Source organism: Vagococcus sp. WN89Y (assembly GCF_052220145.1).
Lineage (GTDB): Bacteria > Pseudomonadota > Gammaproteobacteria > Enterobacterales > Enterobacteriaceae > Kosakonia.
This window is the reverse complement of the sequence record NZ_JBQPOM010000071.1, coordinates 60335-78851: the sequence shown is the minus strand read 5'-3', so window position 1 is coordinate 78851 and position 18517 is coordinate 60335. Positions and strand designations below refer to the sequence as shown.

At 52.8% G+C, this 18517-nt stretch carries 12 protein-coding genes and 1 other RNA gene; 8 read left to right on the top strand and 5 right to left on the bottom strand.

From position 1 onward, the window contains the following. Nucleotides 1-18: 18 nt before the first annotated feature. Complete coding sequence (aroH, locus tag ACTU3N_RS21760) at nt 19-1065, bottom strand: 3-deoxy-7-phosphoheptulonate synthase AroH (protein WP_443088210.1); 1047 nt, start codon at nt 1063-1065, stop codon at nt 19-21. 155 nt (nt 1066-1220) lie between these two features. Continuing rightward, nucleotides 1221-2054 (bottom strand): posphoenolpyruvate synthetase regulatory kinase/phosphorylase PpsR, encoded by an 834-nt coding sequence (ppsR, locus tag ACTU3N_RS21755; RefSeq protein WP_443088209.1) that lies wholly within the window; start codon nt 2052-2054, stop codon nt 1221-1223. A 330-nt stretch (nt 2055-2384) separates the two neighbouring features. On the opposite strand from ppsR, the gene ppsA reads away from it, so the two are divergent. The 3 genes from ppsA (at nt 2385) to ACTU3N_RS21740 (ending at nt 8767) form a co-directional block, all read left to right on the top strand. Further along, nucleotides 2385-4763 (top strand): phosphoenolpyruvate synthase, encoded by a 2379-nt coding sequence (gene ppsA, locus ACTU3N_RS21750; protein ID WP_443088208.1) that lies wholly within the window; start codon nt 2385-2387, stop codon nt 4761-4763. A gap of 217 nt (nt 4764-4980) precedes the next feature. Next, nucleotides 4981-6381, top strand: a complete 1401-nt coding sequence (locus ACTU3N_RS21745; RefSeq protein ID WP_443088207.1) for an MFS transporter — start codon at nt 4981-4983, stop codon at nt 6379-6381. 4 nt (nt 6382-6385) lie between these two features. Further along, on the top strand, nt 6386-8767 hold the full coding sequence (locus ACTU3N_RS21740) for a glycoside hydrolase family 3 N-terminal domain-containing protein (RefSeq protein ID WP_443088206.1): 2382 nt from the start codon (nt 6386-6388) through the stop codon (nt 8765-8767). A gap of 100 nt (nt 8768-8867) precedes the next feature. Here the strand turns inward: ACTU3N_RS21740 and rprA are convergent. After that, nucleotides 8868-8975: antisense sRNA RprA (gene rprA / locus ACTU3N_RS21735), an RNA gene on the bottom strand. Between the two features lie 188 nt (nt 8976-9163). Further along, nucleotides 9164-10273: an AI-2E family transporter YdiK gene (gene ydiK, locus ACTU3N_RS21730; RefSeq protein ID WP_443088205.1), complete on the bottom strand. Its 1110-nt coding sequence runs from the start codon at nt 10271-10273 to the stop codon at nt 9164-9166. Nucleotides 10274-10462: 189 nt separating this feature from the next. Here ydiK and ydiJ point away from each other — a divergent pair, with 189 nt between their 5' ends. The 4 genes from ydiJ to ACTU3N_RS21710 all read left to right on the top strand — a co-directional run bounded on the left by ydiJ (nt 10463) and on the right by ACTU3N_RS21710 (nt 15455). After that, on the top strand, nt 10463-13519 hold the full coding sequence (ydiJ, locus tag ACTU3N_RS21725; RefSeq protein ID WP_443088204.1) for a D-2-hydroxyglutarate dehydrogenase YdiJ: 3057 nt from the start codon (nt 10463-10465) through the stop codon (nt 13517-13519). After that, nucleotides 13516-13926 (top strand): 1,4-dihydroxy-2-naphthoyl-CoA hydrolase, encoded by a 411-nt coding sequence (gene menI, locus ACTU3N_RS21720; protein WP_443088203.1) that lies wholly within the window; start codon nt 13516-13518, stop codon nt 13924-13926. Before ydiJ ends, menI begins: the two co-directional genes overlap by 4 nt. A 200-nt stretch (nt 13927-14126) precedes the next feature. Further along, the gene (gene lpxP / locus ACTU3N_RS21715; RefSeq protein WP_443088202.1) at nt 14127-15041 is read left to right on the top strand and encodes a kdo(2)-lipid IV(A) palmitoleoyltransferase; all 915 of its coding nucleotides are present in this window, start codon (nt 14127-14129) and stop codon (nt 15039-15041) included. Nucleotides 15042-15092: 51 nt separating this feature from the next. Continuing rightward, nucleotides 15093-15455 carry a hypothetical protein gene (locus ACTU3N_RS21710; protein ID WP_443088201.1) on the top strand — a complete coding sequence of 121 codons (363 nt, stop codon included), beginning with the start codon at nt 15093-15095 and terminating at the stop codon, nt 15453-15455. 2 nt (nt 15456-15457) lie between these two features. Here the strand turns inward: ACTU3N_RS21710 and ACTU3N_RS21705 are convergent, their stop codons facing one another. After that, nucleotides 15458-16150, bottom strand: coding sequence for an EAL domain-containing protein (locus tag ACTU3N_RS21705; RefSeq protein ID WP_443088369.1), 693 nt, complete (start codon nt 16148-16150; stop codon nt 15458-15460). Between the two features lie 656 nt (nt 16151-16806). Between ACTU3N_RS21705 and ACTU3N_RS21700 the strand changes: the two genes are divergently transcribed. Then, nucleotides 16807-18447, top strand: coding sequence for a PilZ domain-containing protein (locus tag ACTU3N_RS21700; RefSeq protein ID WP_443088200.1), 1641 nt, complete (start codon nt 16807-16809; stop codon nt 18445-18447). Nucleotides 18448-18517 lie beyond the last annotated feature (70 nt).

Genomic DNA, 18517 nt, shown 5'->3' with positions numbered 1-18517 from the left:
GCGAACGGCGGGACTGAGTCAGAAGCGAGTCGCGACCGCCTCAGCCAGGTTTTTCAGCAACAGTTCGCTGTCTTCCCAGCTCAGGCAAGGATCGGTGATAGACTGGCCGTACACGAGTGGCTGGCCATGAACGATTTTTTGTGTGCCTTCCTGCAGGAAGCTTTCCGCCATCACCCCGGCAACAGCGGTTGAACCGTTACGGATTTGCGTGCAGATCTCGTCGCAAACATCGAGCTGGCGGCGATGCTGTTTCTGGCAGTTACCGTGGCTGAAATCCACCACCAGCTGTTGTGGCAAATCGAACTCACGCAGCGTCGCGCAGGCGTGCGCAATATCTTCTGCAAAGTAGTTCGGTTTTTTGCCGCCGCGCATAATGATGTGGCCGTACGGATTGCCGCTGGTTTGATAGATGGTCATCTGCCCGTTTTTATCCGGCGAAAGGAACATATGGCTGGCGCGTGAGGCACGGATCGCATCGACCGCAATCCGAATATTCCCGTCGGTGCCATTTTTGAACCCGACCGGGCAGGAGAGCGCCGAGGCCATTTCACGGTGAATCTGGCTCTCCGTGGTGCGTGCGCCAATCGCGCCCCAGCTGATCAAATCAGCGATAAACTGACCATTCACCATATCGAGAAATTCTGTGGCGGTGGGAACACCAAGCTCGTTGACCTGCAACAGCAGTTTGCGCGCAAGTTCGATGCCGTGATTCACGCGATAGCTGCCGTTGAGATCCGGGTCGGAAATTAACCCCTTCCAGCCCACCACCGTGCGTGGTTTTTCGAAATACGTGCGCATCACAATTTCCAGATGCGCCTGGTGTTTATCGCGTAAGACCTGTAAGCGGCGCGCATAATCCAGCGCAGCATCAACGTCATGAATAGAGCAGGGGCCAATAACCACCAGCAGACGGCGGTCTTCACCGTTAAGAATTTTTTCAATCCGGCGGCGGGCGCTGGTTACATGTGCAGCGACTTCAGATGTGACAGGATACCGCTGCGCCAGCTCAGCTGGCGTCACCAGCCTGTCGATACGCGCGGTGCGTAGTTCATCGGTTTTGTTCATGGAGAGTCTCAAAAAAAATGTGCTTCATCGGCGTATGATGCCGGAAGTAATGCGCAACACCTTAAACCAATCCCGGCTTATTTCAAGTGTCCCTGTGATACGCATCACGCCACGAGGCGGCATCATAACGCAAATTGCACTCATGCACTAGCTTATTAGTACATGCGGCGAGTCAGCCCCATGATATCGAGCATTTTGGTGGCAATTTCTTCCACGGAGTAATTGGTACTGTTAAGACAAGGAATATTGTTTTTACGATAGAGCGCTTCGACTTCAGCCACTTCCATACGGCACTGGCGTAACGACGCATAACGGCTATTTTCCCGACGCTCTTCGCGAATGGCAGCCAGCCTTTCTGGATTAATGGTCAGACCAAATAATTTATGCTGCAGCGGTTTCAGCGCGGCGGGAAGTATCAGGTTATCCATATCGTCGGCAATAAAGGGATAGTTGGCTGCGCGAATACCAAATTGCATTGCAAGGTAGAGGCTGGTGGGTGTTTTTCCACAGCGCGAAACGCCAAGTAAAATCACCTGGGCCTGATCAAGATTACGCAAAGAAATTCCGTCGTCGTGCGCAAGGGTGTAATCAATGGCGGCGATGCGGGCATCATATTTGGTTAAATTTCCGGGATTAAGACCATGCGTACGATGGGCAATCGGCGTGGGATCGAGCTTTAATTCCTGCTGCAACGGGGCGACCAGCGCCTGGACGATATCCTGACAAAATCCCTCGCTTTGCAAAATAATGGCGCGAATTTCCGGCAGAACAATAGAATAAAAAACTAGCGGGCGATTGCCGGTTTGCTGGTAGATGGCATCGATTTGTTCTTTGACGGCTTTGGCCCGGCTCTCATTTTCCACGAAAGGCAGAGTAATGCTGCTGACGGCGACGGGAAATTGAGACATCACCGCATGCCCTAATACCTCGGCGGTGATAGCGGTACCATCGGAAATATAAAACACGTGGCGATCAACAGAGCTGTCCATTTAAGCATCCTGAGTCTCTTACGCAATTCTCTGAAAGCATAAAGTAAATTCTTAATCATGCGTATACCCTTTGTCTTATTTTTAAAATGAAATGACGTTTTTATTTTTTTAAATGAATATTGGCTGTTTTTTAAAAAGTCATAGTAAAAGAAGGGTTATAGCGGAAAAACTATTATCGACAGGTGATTAATTACCTGGTAACTGTCTGAAAAAGGGTAATTCCGCTTTGCTTACACGATTCACCGTTTTTTCTGCGAAATTAATTATGCCAGGATTAATACGTAGTCAGGCGTAATAAACCCACTCATATATCACAAAAGGATTGTTTCGATGTCCAACAATGACTCGTCTCCGTTGGTGCTTTGGTATGACCAACTCGGCATGAATGATGTAGACAGAGTTGGGGGCAAAAATGCCTCCCTTGGTGAAATGATTACTCATCTGTCCGGCATGGGTGTTTCCGTGCCGAATGGTTTTGCAACCACCTCTGAAGCCTTTAACTTGTTCCTGGAACAAAGCGGGCTGAATCAGCGTATTTATGATCTGCTGGATAAGACGGATATTGATGATGTTGCCGCGCTGGCTAAAGCCGGTACGCAGATCCGCCAGTGGGTGGTTGAAACCCCTTTCACGCCGGAGCTGGAAAAAGCGGTGCATGACGCTTATGCCACGTTGTCGGAAGGCGATAGCGAGGCCTCATTTGCCGTGCGCTCTTCTGCAACGGCGGAAGATATGCCGGACGCCTCCTTTGCCGGGCAGCAGGAAACCTTCCTCAACGTGCAGGGCTATGACGCGGTGCTGGTCGCTATCAAGCACGTCTTTGCCTCTCTGTTTAACGATCGCGCCATCTCTTATCGCGTGCATCAGGGTTACGATCACCGTGGTGTTGCGCTTTCTGCGGGCGTTCAGCGTATGGTGCGCTCCGACATCGGTTCTTCCGGCGTGATGTTCTCTATCGATACCGAGTCTGGTTTTGATCAGGTGGTGTTTATCACCTCGGCATGGGGGCTTGGCGAGATGGTGGTGCAGGGCGCGGTAAACCCTGATGAATTCTACGTGCATAAACCGACGCTGGCGGCCGATCGCCCGGCTATCGTGCGCCGTACCATGGGGTCGAAAAAGATTCGCATGATTTATGCTCCGGATCAGGAGCATGGCAAACAGGTGCAAATCGAAGATGTTCCGCAGGCCGACCGCGATCGCTTCTCGCTCACGGACGACGAAGTCCAGGCCCTGGCGAAACAAGCCGTGCAGATTGAGAAACACTATGGTCGTCCGATGGATATTGAATGGGCGAAAGATGGCCATACCGGCAAGCTCTTTATCGTGCAGGCGCGCCCGGAAACCGTGCGTTCGCGTGGTCAGGTGATGGAGCGTTACACGCTGCACGCGCAGGGCAAAATTGTTGCCGAAGGTCGTGCGATTGGTCATCGCATCGGCGCGGGTGAAGTGAAAGTCATTCAGGACATCAGCGAAATGAACCGTATCGAGCCTGGCGATGTGCTGGTGACTGACATGACCGACCCGGACTGGGAACCGATCATGAAGAAAGCGGCGGCGATTGTCACCAACCGTGGCGGGCGTACCTGCCATGCGGCGATCATCGCGCGCGAACTGGGGATCCCGGCGGTTGTGGGCTGCGGCGATGCGACTGAGCGCATGAAGGATGGCGAAAAAGTGACCGTCTCCTGCGCCGAAGGTGATACCGGCTACGTTTACGCAGACCTGTTAGATTTTAGTGTGAAAAGCTCCAGCATTGACACCATGCCGGATCTGCCGCTGAAAATTATGATGAACGTGGGTAACCCGGATCGCGCCTTTGATTTTGCCTGCCTGCCAAATGAAGGGGTGGGCCTGGCGCGTCTGGAATTTATCATCAACCGGATGATTGGCGTGCATCCGCGTGCGCTGCTGGAGTTTGACGACCAGGAGCCGGCGCTGCAAAACGAAATCCGCGAAATGATGAAAGGTTTCGACTCGCCAAGAGAGTTTTATGTCGGGCGTCTGACGGAAGGGATTTCGACGCTGGGCGCGGCGTTCTTCCCGAAACGCGTCATTGTGCGTCTGTCCGATTTTAAATCGAACGAGTACGCGAACCTGGTCGGCGGCGCGCGGTATGAGCCGGAAGAAGAAAACCCGATGCTGGGCTTTCGTGGCGCAGGCCGCTATGTTGCCGACAGCTTCCGCGACTGTTTCGCGCTGGAGTGCGAGGCGGTAAAACGCGTGCGCAACGACATGGGGCTGACCAACGTTGAAATTATGATCCCCTTTGTTCGCACCGTTGAACAGGCAAAAGCCGTGGTGGACGAACTGGCGCGCCAGGGGTTAAAACGCGGCGAGAACGGGCTGAAAATCATTATGATGTGCGAGATCCCGTCCAATGCGCTGCTGGCAGAGCAGTTCCTTGAGCATTTTGATGGCTTCTCTATCGGTTCCAACGATATGACGCAGCTGGCGCTGGGTCTGGATCGTGACTCCGGCGTGGTGTCTGAACTGTTTGACGAGCGCAATGACGCTGTGAAAGCGCTGCTTTCGATGGCTATCCGCGCGGCGAAAAAGCAGGGCAAATATGTCGGTATCTGCGGGCAGGGGCCGTCCGATCATGAAGATTTTGCCGCATGGTTGATGGACGAGGGAATCGACAGTCTTTCCCTTAACCCGGACACCGTGGTGCAAACCTGGCTCAGCCTTGCCGAGCTGAAAAAATAAGAACTTAACGAAAATCCCCGACGCAATGTCGGGGATTTTTTTTGTTTCATAGCAGAATTTGTCTTCGATCACATTAACCAAAAATCATAAAAAGCCTGGCAATTATTACAATTGTCCGCCGTCAGGCTTGTTCTAATACTTTAGCCAGAAGTGAGCGGCGTGGAGCAATTTCCACGTCAGGTTGGACGAACTGTTTCACCTCACAAGGCTGAAAGAAATGACCATTCCCTCTCTCCTGCAAACGAAAGATAAAATCGGCTATGGCCTCGGTGATATGGCAAGCGCGCTGGTCTGGCAAACGGCGACGCTGTTTCTGGCATATTTCTACACGGATGTCTTTGGATTACCCGCCGCCATCATGGGCACGATGTTTTTAGTGGTACGCGTGGTGGATGCATTTGTTGACCCCTGTATTGGCGCGCTGGTGGATCGCACGCAAACCCGGCACGGCCGCTTCCGGCCCTGGCTTTTGTGGTTTGCTATTCCGTTTGGCGTGAGCTGCATCATAACCTTCTATGTTCCGGACGTGGGTCCAACAGCAAAAATCATCTACGCCTGCGTGACCTATACCATCCTGAGTTTCATCTACTCGGCAATTAATGTGCCCTACTGCGCCATGCCCGGCGCGCTGACTATGGATCCGCACGAGCGTCATTCGCTTCAGTCCTGGCGCTTCGGTCTGTCATTTATCGGCGGCCTGATCGTTACCGTTGTCGCGCTGCCGTTGGTCGCCCATCTTGGCGACGGCAACGATCAGAAAGGGTATTTCTATGCCATGGGCATGATGGGGCTACTCGGCATTGTGCTGTTTTTCGGCTGCTTTCTTATGACCCGTGAGCGCTATATGCCGCGCAACGACAGCTCGGGTTCTTTAGTCAGCGACTTAAAATTACTGGCGGCAAACAGCCAATGGCGCATTGTGTTTGTCTTTAATGTGCTGCTGCTCACGGCCGTGGTCACACGCGGCTCGGCAACCATGTACTACGTCAAATATGTTCTGCAGCGCCCGGATCTGGTTTTTACCTTTATCATCGCCGGGATGGTGGCTGCATTATGTGGTGCGCTGTTATCCGAGCGGTTGCTGGGGAAATTTGACCGCCTGCGCGCCTATCAGTGGACAATCGTGACGTTTATTGTGTTCGCTGCGCTTATCTTCTTTATCCCACCGTCGCAAGTGTGGCTCATTTTTACCCTCAACATCGTGTTTAGCTTTATCCAGAATCTGACCACGCCGCTGCAATGGACCATGTTCTCCGATGTGGTGGATTATGAAGAGCATCGCAGCGGGCGGCGGCTTGATGGCCTGGTGTTCTCCACGGCGCTGTTCGCCATCAAATTTGGCCTGGCGCTGGGCGGTGCCGTTGTCGGCTGGGTGCTCGGCGCGGTGGACTATCTGCCTAATCAGACCCAGCAAAGCCCGGAAGTGCTCAGCACTATCAACGCGCTTTTCACACTGATCCCATGCCTGTTGTTTATCTGCATGGTGCTGTTGCTGACCCGCTACAAACTGAACAGCCGCGTTGCGGACGAAATTGCGCAGGCGCTGCTGCGTAAACGAGATGCCCGTGACGAGGAACCTCAGCCACAGATTGCCATCAATTCAGCCACTCAGGAGTAACACAATGACTGCAATTTATCAGGATGCAAACCGACCCGCCGCCGAACGTGTGGCGGATTTGCTGGCCCGCATGACACCGGAGGAAAAATTCGCGCAAATGCATGCCTTATGGCTGGTGCTGGCAGAAGATGGCGCGCATCGCGAGCGCAGCGATTTGAGTGATGAATTTTCCGGTGCCGGCGCTCAGGCTGCGTTGAAAGAGCAGTTGATGCTGGGCATCGGGCAGGTAACACGCCCGTTGGGCACACATATTGTTGATGCGTTAAGCGGTGTGAGGGCAGCGAACAGATTACAAAAAACGCTAGTTGAGGAGACCCGCCTCGGCATCCCGGCGATGTTCCATGAAGAGTGCCTGGTTGGCCTGTTGTGTAAAGACGCCACGCTGTTTCCCTCGTCCTTAAATTATGCTTCGACCTGGGACCCGGCGCTCATTAAACATGTGGCGAAACAGATAGGTGAAGAGGCACGGTCCGTTGGCTGTAAACAAGGGCTGGCACCGGTGCTGGATGTCTCACGCGATGTGCGCTGGGGGCGTACGGAAGAGACCTTTGGCGAAGACCCCTGGCTTGTTGGCGTGATGGCCTGCGCGTATGTCGAAGGGTTGCAGGGTGAGCACAGAGATATGCTGGCGACGCTCAAACACTATGTTGGCCACTCTTTTAGTGAAGGCGCGCGTAACCACGCCCCGGTACACCTCGGTTTTTGTGAACTGAGCGATATCTTTTTGCTGCCATTTGAAATGGCGGTGAAGCTGGCAAAAGCCGGTTCGGTGATGCCTGCCTATCATGATATCGATAACCAGCCAGGGCACAGTGACCATTTTCTGCTTACGACTGTGCTGCGCGAGCAGTGGGGTTTTGATGGCATTGTGGTTGCGGATTATGGGGGTGTCAGCTTGTTGCATCAGCACCACGGCGTTGCGCACGATGCGGCAGAGTCTGCGGCTCTGGCCTTTAATGCCGGGCTTGATGTGGAGCTACCGAAAGGCGACTGCGCGCAGCATCTGGGCGAGGCTGTTGAGCGGGGTCTTATCACCATGGAAAAGATCGACGAAATAGTGGCCCGCGTGCTGGCGGTGAAATTCCGGCTAGGTCTTTTTGAGCATCCTTTCATCGATGAAAACGCTATCTCGCTGCAGTCTGATGAAAGCAAAGCGGTAGCGCGTGCAGCCGCCACGCGTTCATTAACACTACTGGAAAATAACGGCGCCTTACCGCTCGCCAGTGGGCTTAACGTGGCCGTGATTGGCCCGACGGCAGACGATCCGCTGGCGATGCTGAGCGGGTACAGTTTCCCGGTGCATCTGATTATCAGCGACATGCAGGAAGAGGTGTCGCAGGTCACTACGCCGCTTACGGCGCTGCGCCAGCAGCTTGGTGAGAGCAGGGTACGCTACGCGAAGGGCTGCCATATTATCGAAAAGCGCACGTCGGGTGCGCCGGTCTTCCCCGGCGATGCTTCGGGAAAACCGATCCAGCAATCACTCGTCTCCACAGATACGAGCCTGATAGCGCAAGCGGTGCACACCGCAGAGCAGAGTGATGTCATTGTCGCGTGCGTGGGCGATCTGGCCGGGCTGTTTCAGTGCGGCACGGTGGGGGAAGGTTCCGATACCGACAGCCTGACGCTGCCTGGCGTCCAGCAACAACTGCTGGAGGCGCTGGTCGCGACCGGCAAGCCGGTCGTAGTGGTCATGACCGGCGGGCGTCCTTACAACCTGCAGGGGCTGGAGTCGCAGGTCGCCGCATGGCTGCTGGCGTGGGCACCGGGCCAGGAAGGCGGGTGGGCTATCGCCGATGTCCTGACCGGGCGGGAAGAGCCGCAGGGCAGGCTGGTGGTAAGCGTACCGCACAGCGCAGGCGCGATGCCGTATTACTACAACCATAAGTTAAAAAGCGGCGGTGCACCGTTCGCTTTCCACTTCGGTTCAAACTATCCCTTTGGTTATGGCCTGAGCTGGACGCAGTTCACCTATAGCGCACCGGCGCTTCTTACGCCGCAGGTGGCTATTGAGGGCGAGATCCAGCTGCAGTGTGAAATTACCAATAGCGGCGAGCGCAGCGGTAGCGAGGTCGTGCAGGTCTATGTCAGGGACAAGGTAGCCTCGATGGTGCGCCCGGTGCAGGAGCTTAAGGCCTTCCAGCGCGTGACGCTCTCACCGGGCGAAACGGCAACGCTCACCTTTACCCTGCCGGTCGATATGCTCAACTTTACGCGACGGGACGGCAAACGTGTTGTGGAGCCGGGAGAGTTTGAGTTGCGCGTTGGCGCGTCGTCGGCCGATATTCGCGGAACGGTAACGGTCGTTGTCGAAGGTGAAACCCGCATCTTGCCTCCGGCATGGAAAATGCTCAGTCGCTGCGAGGTGAAAGCAGGCAGTAAATAATTCGTCAGACGGCGGGGGGCAAGGGAGTGCGCCCTGCAGGTTTATTTAAATAATGCGTTTGCAAGAACGGAGCGGATTTGTATTGGGTAAAAAGGGCTGCATAAAAAAAAGCCCATCGTGGGAGATGGGCAAAGACTACACACAGCAATTCGTTGTTTCACTCAGGGGATTTCCATGCTTATAAATCAAGGTGTTGATTTATAACCTTGAGCTAATAGTAGGCGCGGGGGATTTTTGCGTCGATCAGATTCGTCTCATTAGTTAAACAAGCGTAAAGAATATTTGCGGCTAAAGGGGCATTTTGCGGGAAATTAGCGGCACCGTTCAGAATTATCAGTGCAAATTGATAAGTAATACTTAATAATATTTAAGGCGGGCTTCCCCGCCTTAATTTACTCAGGCAGGATCATCAGGCGGCGGTGCATCATTAAGGGCGCGACTTGCTGTCTCCTGGGGCAGAGGGACTTCATTCACCCAGGCAGAGAAGAGGCGCCAGGAGACGGCGAGCAGCACCGGGCCGATAAACAACCCGATCATGCCAAAGGCGACCAGGCCGCCAATCACCCCGGAGAGGATCAGGATCAGCGGCAAGTCAGCACCCATGCGGATAAGCACCGGGCGGATAAAGTTATCCAGCGTTGCCACGATGACACTCCACACCAGCAGCACAGTGCCCCAGGTCGAATCGCCGCTCCAGTAAAGCCAGATAATTGCCGGTATCAGTACCGGTAAGGGGCCGAGTTGAACCAGGCAGGTCAGCAGCATCAGCACGGTAAACAGCGTCGCGTAAGGCACACCCGCCACCGCCAGACCAATACCACCCAGCACGGCCTGCACCAGCGCAGTAACGACCACACCCAGCGCAACCGCGCGAATTGCCTGGCCTGCAAGCAGCACGGCGGCATCGCCACGGCTTGCGGCCAGCCGCACGGCAAAGTGGCGGATACCGAGCGCCACTTTTTCACCACGCCAGTAGAGCAGGGCGCTGAACAACAGCATCAGGCCACAATGCAGCATAAAACGGCCAATATGCGCCGCCTGACCGACAAACCATGTGGTTGTTGCTCCCACATAGGGGCGCAGTTTCGCCATGATTGCGCTGCCGCCCATATCCAGCAAATTATGCCAGCCGGTATAGAGTTTATCGCCCACCAGGGGAATAGTGTGCAGCCACGCCAGATCCGGTGGTGACGTTACCCCGGTCGTCACGGCATGAATGACCGGGCCGCTGGAATCCACCAGGCTGTTAATCAGCAGCGCGACGGGGATAATAAACAGCAGGATCAACAGAATCATCATTGCCAGCACCGCCAGAGAACGGCGGCCAAACAGCACACGCTCCAGGCGCAGCAGCAACGGCCAGGTGGCGATAACGACCGTGCCTGCCCAGGCAAAGCCGAGAATGAACGGCTGCACGACCCACAGGCAAGCGATTATCATGATGGCTAAAAACAGTACCGACAGCATGGTTTGCGGTACATCCCTGGACTGACGTAAATCAACCATATACGTAACACACCTTTTTGAGTGGAGGGAACCCGCAGCAATCATCAATGATTTAACCGCTTTTGCCCAGCCCGATTGTGCCTGTAATTCTCAAGGCGCATATAAGAAAAAAATGTGATAAAACGATGAATGCAGATAGCAAACGATAAAATATTCACAACATCCAACAGTCAGGCAGGGTCAAGCATAATGATCCCACAGATTTCCCAGGCACCGGGTCTCGTTCAACTGGTGCTCAAATTTTTGCAGGCACTTGAGCAACAAGGTTTTACCGGCGATACCGCCACCAGTTATGCCGACCGGCTATTGATGGCAACGGACAACAGTATTTACCAGCTCTTACCCGATGCCGTCGTGTTTCCGCGCTCAACGTCAGATGTGGCATTGATTACGCGCATCGCCGCCGAAGAGCGTTTTAGCTCGCTGGTCTTCACGCCGCGCGGCGGTGGCACGGGCACTAACGGGCAGGCCCTTAATCAGGGCATTATTGTTGATATGTCCCGTTACATGAACCGCATCATTGAGATCAACCCGCAAGAGGGCTGGGTGCGTGTTGAAGCCGGAGTGATTAAAGATCAGCTCAACCAGTATCTCAAACCGTATGGATTCTTCTTCGCGCCGGAGCTGTCGACCAGTAACCGCGCGACCCTCGGCGGCATGATTAATACGGATGCTTCCGGGCAAGGATCGCTGGTATACGGGAAAACTTCCGATCACGTACTGGGCGTACGCGCAGTGCTGCTGGGCGGCGATATTCTTGATACCCAGGCCATGCCGGTCGCGCTTGCTGAAAGTTTAGGCCAGGCCAGCACATCCATCGGGCGGATTTATAAAACCGTGCTGGAGTGCTGTCGCGATAACCGTCAGCTGATCCTCGAAAAATTCCCCAAACTTAATCGTTTTCTCACCGGCTACGATTTACGCCACGTCTTTAATGAGGAGATGACCGCTTTCGATCTCACCCGCATTCTGACGGGTTCTGAAGGCACGCTGGCATTTATCACCGAAGCTCGCCTGGATATCACGCCGCTGCCGAAAGTGCGGCGGCTGGTTAATGTAAAATATGACTCGTTTGACTCCGCGTTACGCAATGCGCCTTTTATGGTTGAAGCGCGAGCGTTGTCGGTTGAGACCGTCGACTCAAAAGTCCTTAATCTGGCGCGGGAAGATATCGTCTGGCATTCGGTTAAAGAATTAATCACTGATGTGCCGGATAAAACGCTGCTTGGCCTCAATATCGTCGAGTTCGCCGGAGACGACCAGCCAATGATTGACGCGCAGGTCGAGTCGTTGTGCCAGCGTCTTGATACTTTGATGGCAAACGGCGAGGGCGGCGTGATTGGCTGGCAGGTGTGTGAGGATCTCGCCGGTATTGAGCGTATTTATGCAATGCGCAAGAAAGCGGTTGGCTTGCTCGGCAACGCCAAAGGGCTGGCCAAACCGATTCCGTTTGCAGAAGACACTTGCGTACCGCCGGAACATCTTGCCGAGTACATTGTTGAGTTTCGTGCGCTGCTTGATAGCCACGGCTTAAGTTATGGCATGTTTGGGCATGTGGACGCCGGGGTGCTGCATGTGCGCCCGGCGCTGGACATGTGCGATCCCCAGCAAGAGATTTTGATGAAAACGCTCTCGGATGAGATTGTCGCGCTGACCACGAAGTTCGGGGGCTTGTTGTGGGGCGAGCACGGTAAAGGTTTCCGGGCAGAATACAGTCCGGCATTCTTTGGCGAGCAACTTTATGCTGAGCTGCGTAAAATCAAAGCGGCGTTCGATCCGCATAATCGCCTGAATCCGGGGAAAATCTGCCCGCCACAGGGCATTGATGCGCCGATGAAGCAGGTGAGCGATGTCAAACGTGGCACATGGGACAGGCAGATCCCGCTGGCTGTGCGCACGTCGTGGCGAGGGGCGATGGAGTGTAACGGCAACGGGCTGTGCTTTAACTTTGATGTGAAAAGCCCGATGTGCCCGTCAATGAAAATTACCTCTAACCGTATTCACTCGCCCAAAGGGCGCGCAACGCTGGTTCGTGAATGGTTACGCCTGCTGGCTGACCGTGGCGTCGATCCGCTGATGCTGGAAAAAGAATTGCCGGGCAAACGCGCCAGCCTGCGTACGCTTATTGAACGAACCCGCAATAGCTGGCATGCAAAACGCGGCGAGTACGACTTCTCTCATGAAGTCAAAGAGGCGATGTCCGGCTGTCTTGCCTGCAAAGCGTGTTCGACGCAGTGCCCGATTAAAATCGATGTGCCGGAGTTTCGTTCCCGTTTCCTGCAACTTTATCACAGCCGTTACCTGCGACCGGTGCGCGATCATCTGGTTGCTACGGTAGAAAGCTATGCACCGCTGATGGCGCGAGCGCCAAAAACATTTAACTTTTTTATGAGCCAGCCGTGGGTGCGAGGGCTGGCGCAGAAGCATGTTGGCATGGTGGATTTACCGCTGCTGTCGGTGCCTTCGCTGCAACGCCAGCTGGTAGGACACCGCACGGCGAATTTGACGCTTGAGCAACTGGAACAGCTGGACGCGCAACAAAAAGCCAAAACTGTGCTGGTGGTGCAGGACCCTTTTACCAGCTATTACGATGCCGGCGTGGTTGCGGATTTTGTCCGGCTGGCGGAAAAACTCGGCTACAGGCCGGTGGTGTTGCCCTTTTCACCGAACGGCAAGGCGCAGCATATTAAAGGGTTCCTGCAACGCTTTGCGAAGACGGCGCAGAAAACGGCTGATTTTTTGCAGCGTGTTGCACAGTTGGGTATGCCAATGGTGGGCGTCGATCCGGCGCTGGTATTGTGCTATCGCGATGAGTACAAACTGGTGCTGGGTGAAAAGCGGGGGGATTTCCATGTGCAGCTGGTGCATGAGTGGCTACCTCTGGCGCTGGAAAAGCGTGAGTCGCAAAATATTAGCGGCGAGCCGTGGTATCTTTTTGGGCATTGCACCGAAGTCACCGCGCTACCGGGTGCGCCTGCGCAGTGGGCATCTATCTTTGCCCGTTTCGGCGCGAAGCTGGAGAATGTCAGCGTCGGGTGCTGTGGGATGGCTGGTACTTACGGTCATGAAGTGAAGAATCATGCCAATTCACTCGGTATTTACGAGCTTTCATGGCACCAGGCGATGCAGCGTCTGCCGCGTAACCGCTGCCTGGCGACGGGGTACTCATGCCGCAGCCAGGTGAAGCGCATTGAAGGCAATGGGGTGCGCCATCCTTTGCAGGCTTTACTGGAGATCCTCGGATGATCTGGAAACGTGCTCTGACCCTGGAGGCTATCAACGCGATGTCTGAAGGCAATATGGTCGGCCTGCTGGACATTCGTTTCGAGCATATCGGTGAAGATGTGCTCGAAGCGTCAATGCCGGTGGACAGCCGGACGCAGCAGCCGTTTGGTTTGCTGCACGGCGGGGCGTCAGTGGTGCTGGCGGAAACGTTAGGTTCCGTGGCCGGTTTTCTGTGTACAGAGGGCGAGCAAAAAGTGGTGGGTCTGGAAGTGAACGCCAACCATCTGCGCGCAGTACGCAGTGGGCGTGTGCGCGGTGTTTGTCGGCCTTTACATACCGGTGGGCAGCATCAGGTCTGGCAGATTGATATCTTTGATGAGCAGGCCAGGCTTTGCTGTTCTTCACGCCTGACGACCGCAATTCGGTGAAATAATTCAGTACTAATCCGTTAAAATATCCACATTTACTTCACTTTTTACCGACTTTATTATTGACGCATTGTGCTATATTGGGGCCGTTCAACACACGGCCCTGGACACGAGGGCAACAGGCTGTAACGCGTAATGACTTGATGAAGCGATTCATTGTCTCCTTAAGCGCTACTTATATAAAGCTTACAGGAACACTGATGGTTTCATTTAAATTGACTTTTTTGCACCCTAAACATTGGGTTACATGGTTCGGGCTTGGCTTTCTCTGGCTTCTCGTGCAACTTCCTTATCCTTTCCTTGCTCGTCTGGGCGCATGCCTCGGGCGCTGGTCACGGCCTTTCCTGCAACGGCGCGAACGTATAGCGCGGCGCAATCTTGAACTCTGCTTTCCTAATATGGCAGCCGAACAGCGTGAAGCGCTGATAGAAAAGAATTTCATCTCGCTGGGCATGGGGCTTATCGAAACCGGTATGGCCTGGTTCTGGCCGGACAGCCGCGTGCGCCGCTGGTTTCACGTAGAAGGCTATCAGCATTTGCAGGCCGCTCAGGCCAGCCAGCGCGGTGTGATGGTTGTTGGCGTGCATTTTATGTCGCTTGAACTGGGCGGTCGTGTCATGGGGTTATGCCAGCCGATGATGGCGACGTATCGTCCACATAACAATCCGCTAATGGAGTGGGTACAAACCCGTGGCCGTATGCGCTCGAATAAATCCATGATCGATCGCCGCAATCTGAAAGGGCTGGTTAATGCGCTGAAACAGGGTGAAGCCGTCTGGTTCGCGCCGGATCAGGATTATGGCCGCAAAGGCAGCATTTTCGCGCCTTTCTTTTCGGTACAAAATGCGGCGACAACCAACGGTACTTTTGTGCTGTCGCGTCTTTCCGGTGCGAAAATGCTCACGGTTACAATGGTGCGCAACGAGGATTGTTCCGGCTATTCCTTACACATCGGACCGGTGTTAAATGACTATCCTGTGCAGGATGAGTACGCTGCCGCCAGCTATATGAATAAAGTGATTGAACGTGAGATCCTGCGTGCGCCTGAACAATATTTGTGGATACACCGGCGCTTTAAAACGCGCCCGCTTGGCGAGCCGTCTTTGTATAGTTGAGTTGTCTGTTACGCCCCACGAACGGGGCGTTACTGAATGTGCGGAGAAGATATGAAGAGGTTAATTCCCTGCGGTTTTCTGGCTCTTTTTTCTGTGGGAGCTTCTGCGCAGGGTATCACGCTGTTGTGTGATGAATACCGCGTGCAGGTGGAACCTGGCGAATTAGCCGTCAATGGCCGCCATTATGTTAATCCGCAGGAGCAGCCGTACGGTATTTCCGACCAGTACAGCGGGCGCTCGCTTATTTTTACGGACAGTAATGATAAGAACAAAGAGAGTAATTGGGCGGCTGTCCATATCATCACCCAGGCCGATACGGGCAAAAAGGCGTTTTTCTTCTCTGATAATCACCATAAAGATGAGAAAGCGATTGTCTGTAGCCTTGAAGACCCGTCGCTGCCGACGGTCAGGTGAGGCTAGACATCTTCCAGCAGTTGCAGTTGGCTAAAGGAAAGGGTGCGATGAAAAAGGTAGCCCTGCATCCCGATATGGTGATACTTGTTGAGCAACGGCAAATCTGAGGATTTTTTTACCCCCGCACAAATTACACTGGCGCCGGAAGCGATAAAACGCTTAATCACCTTTTGTAGTCTGTAGAATTTCACCGTGTCCATCGCCATACACTCCAGGCTGGCATGCGCTAATTTTATCGTATCGAAACGAAAAAGTTGCAGACTCTCATCCGGGAAGTGCCCGTTACCCGCATCATCCAGTGCTGTCATAAATCCATAGTGTTTAGCCTGCTTTAAAAAAGGCAAATTGCTTATCAGTTGATCCTGATTAAACTGCCCGCTTAATTCTATCCGGCACTGCTGAACACCGCTCTGCTGGCATTTTTTATATAACATATCCAGCTGATCGAAGCTGTTAACCAGCAGTTGAGAAAGGTTAAGGTCAATCGCCAGACTCGCTTTGCGGATAAGCAGGTCGCAAACAGTATCAAATAAAAAAGCGATCGCATCATTAATTAAACCGCGCTGCGCTAATTCATAAAGTGTTTGCTGGGTGGGCGTCTGAATACCTTCAGCATTAAAAAATTTTGCCATGGCTTCATAACGGAAAATTTTCTTGCCAGAAAATTGAATAACGGGACGAAACTCCACCGACATATGGAGTTGAGTATTTTCAATTTCCAATATTATATTTTTCATTATTGTGTGTAACATCTCCGTCATAAAAGACAGATGTCGGGAAATTATAAGTTTGCAATTCTACACACCCAAACATAACTTTTGGAAATTGTTTTAAGTGATCGATAAACTTTAATTTGATAGGTATCACCTATCGCTTGCATTAAAACGATCGCTTAAATCTATAAACTAAATTGGTTGTTTAAGCTGATTATTTTCTTTCGAGTAGTGATATTGCCTGGTTGTTTGCGTTTTGTCTGGTTTATCTGCTTGTTTTAAGGTGATAAAATCGTTTCATAGCGAAACACATTATGCTTGTTACCCGCCTCAGTTTTTGTTAAGAATGTAAACTGCCCGTAAGTTAACCATAGCAGAAAACAGCGACGCGTGCTTTTTTACCTGTCTGTACGGAAAGTATCATTGCCCACTTTACTTACGGTTTAACCCGTTGCACGGGTTTAATAAACATATATTTATAATGTACGTATAAAAATATTTAAAACAATCAACAACGAAGCGTAAATAGTTTCTAATGAAAGGGATAAAGTATGGAAAATCATTACGGTCCCCCTCCAGGTCATGTTATTCATTCGCTGCTTCAACATTCGCATAAGTTGTCCATATATGCTAAAGAAATGCCTTATGCACTTGATGCTGAGGTTGCGGAATTAAACACAGATAAAAACCGTATGGTGCTGGAGCTAAAATACTCCGGGGTGGATATCGAAAGATACTTTAATGACGGTGGCATAAATCTTGATTTAGAAGCCTTAAAAGGTGTCGAGGTTATTGAGCGGGAAACCTATTCTCTTAGTCATATTTCTGCAACATTTACTAAAACGGATGCCGCCTTATATCGTCTGGAGTGCCAGTTACCGGATTCGGTTTTTGTTATGGAAAACCGTGGCGCAATACGCATTCCCTATATTCTGGGCATGCAGGCTCGTGTGCGCGTGGAGGTGTATTTACATGCGTTAACGGTTACCGGGCGGCTGCGTAATTTATCCGTTAGCGGATGTATGATTGAAATCGACCTGGTCGAGAGTATCGCCCTGGAAGGCGGGCAAATTATTCCGGGAATAACGCTGGAATTTCCCAATGGCGAAACATTTAATGCCGAGGGCAAAATCCGCCATATTCGCCCGTTTGGAAACAACGGCTATGCCGCCGTGGGCATTCAGTTTATCAACCTTTCACCACCTCAGTCAGAGGCGTTATTACGTTATGTAACCGAATCGGAAAGGGAAGCGGCGTGGCGTACCGGGATGAGTGGCATCATGGTTTATCAGTCGCCGTTATTCATCGCAGGTCAGCGTGAGCGAAAAATTTTGCAACGTGAAAAACAAGAACGGGAAAAACGCGCGCGCCAGTCGCCGATGGAGCAGGGCGTAATGGAAGTTGCCCATCGGTTGCAGGTTGCGCTGATGTATATGAAGACGCGCAATATCTTCCCGCAGGAAATATTTTATGATTGCGCGGACACATTACTGTGGTTGATAAAGCAAGATCGTAAAGCGTTTTTGTATGCGCTCTCTTGTGTGCGTGATGAAGCCGAATGGGTTCGCCAGGCGGTGCAGGTTGCCGGCAAGCTTGCTGATATGCTGATCCTGCGTGACCCTCACGATCCGCTGGTGCGGGAGGCAGTACTGGGTGCACTCATGCATACGCTCGGTAAACCTCTGCTGGTCAGTCCGGAGTTACCGTCACTGAAGGTCAATATGAATCCGGCGCAGAAAGCGATACTGCGAGGTCACGTTGACGCCTTACGGCAAAAGTTACAGGCGTTAGGCTGGAAGGCGGGGCCTGTGTGTCGCGATATTCTTGAAAATGCCAACGAACTACTGGATGGTTCTGGCTATCCTGGTGGCAAAGACGATGCGCATATTTCGCCCGTGGTCCGTTTGCTCAGCATTATTAAAACCATAAATCGCCTGACACATGGCCGCAACGGTGCTGCGCCACGTACGCCTCTGGCTGCCTGCCGTAAAATCCATCTTGCCGACAAAGCGTATGATCGCACACTACTGGTGGAGTATTTGCAGGTCTACGGGATTTACCCTATCGGAAGCCTGGCAAAATATTCTGGCGGTTTTCTTGGCTGGATTATGGATATTGATAATAAAGGGATGCCTGACGCCGTACATATCGTGAAAAATTTGCGTTTCCCGCAAAGTAATATCAGTAGCGTAGTATCGAAAGGGGATCTGGCGCAGCTTGGCAAGCTTGAGGATATCGTTGATCCGCGCAATTATGGTTTGCACGTCATAAAACTTTAGGCAAATGCACAGAGACAGCGGATTGTCTCCGTGCAAAAGAGCCAGCTCTCTGCCAGCCATTATATTGACC

Excerpts from the sequence above, each read along its gene's own strand:
- aroH (WP_443088210.1), bottom strand. The coding sequence starts at position 1,065 with ATGAACAAAACCGATGAACTACGCACCGCGCGTATCGACAGGCTGGTG.
- ppsR (WP_443088209.1), bottom strand. The coding sequence starts at position 2,054 with ATGGACAGCTCTGTTGATCGCCACGTGTTTTATATTTCCGATGGTACC.
- ppsA (WP_443088208.1), top strand. The coding sequence starts at position 2,385 with ATGTCCAACAATGACTCGTCTCCGTTGGTGCTTTGGTATGACCAACTC.
- ACTU3N_RS21745 (WP_443088207.1), top strand. The coding sequence starts at position 4,981 with ATGACCATTCCCTCTCTCCTGCAAACGAAAGATAAAATCGGCTATGGC.
- ACTU3N_RS21740 (WP_443088206.1), top strand. The coding sequence starts at position 6,386 with ATGACTGCAATTTATCAGGATGCAAACCGACCCGCCGCCGAACGTGTG.
- ydiK (WP_443088205.1), bottom strand. The coding sequence starts at position 10,273 with ATGGTTGATTTACGTCAGTCCAGGGATGTACCGCAAACCATGCTGTCG.
- ydiJ (WP_443088204.1), top strand. The coding sequence starts at position 10,463 with ATGATCCCACAGATTTCCCAGGCACCGGGTCTCGTTCAACTGGTGCTC.
- menI (WP_443088203.1), top strand. The coding sequence starts at position 13,516 with ATGATCTGGAAACGTGCTCTGACCCTGGAGGCTATCAACGCGATGTCT.
- lpxP (WP_443088202.1), top strand. The coding sequence starts at position 14,127 with ATGGTTTCATTTAAATTGACTTTTTTGCACCCTAAACATTGGGTTACA.
- ACTU3N_RS21710 (WP_443088201.1), top strand. The coding sequence starts at position 15,093 with ATGAAGAGGTTAATTCCCTGCGGTTTTCTGGCTCTTTTTTCTGTGGGA.
- ACTU3N_RS21705 (WP_443088369.1), bottom strand. The coding sequence starts at position 16,150 with ATGTCGGTGGAGTTTCGTCCCGTTATTCAATTTTCTGGCAAGAAAATT.
- ACTU3N_RS21700 (WP_443088200.1), top strand. The coding sequence starts at position 16,807 with ATGCCTTATGCACTTGATGCTGAGGTTGCGGAATTAAACACAGATAAA.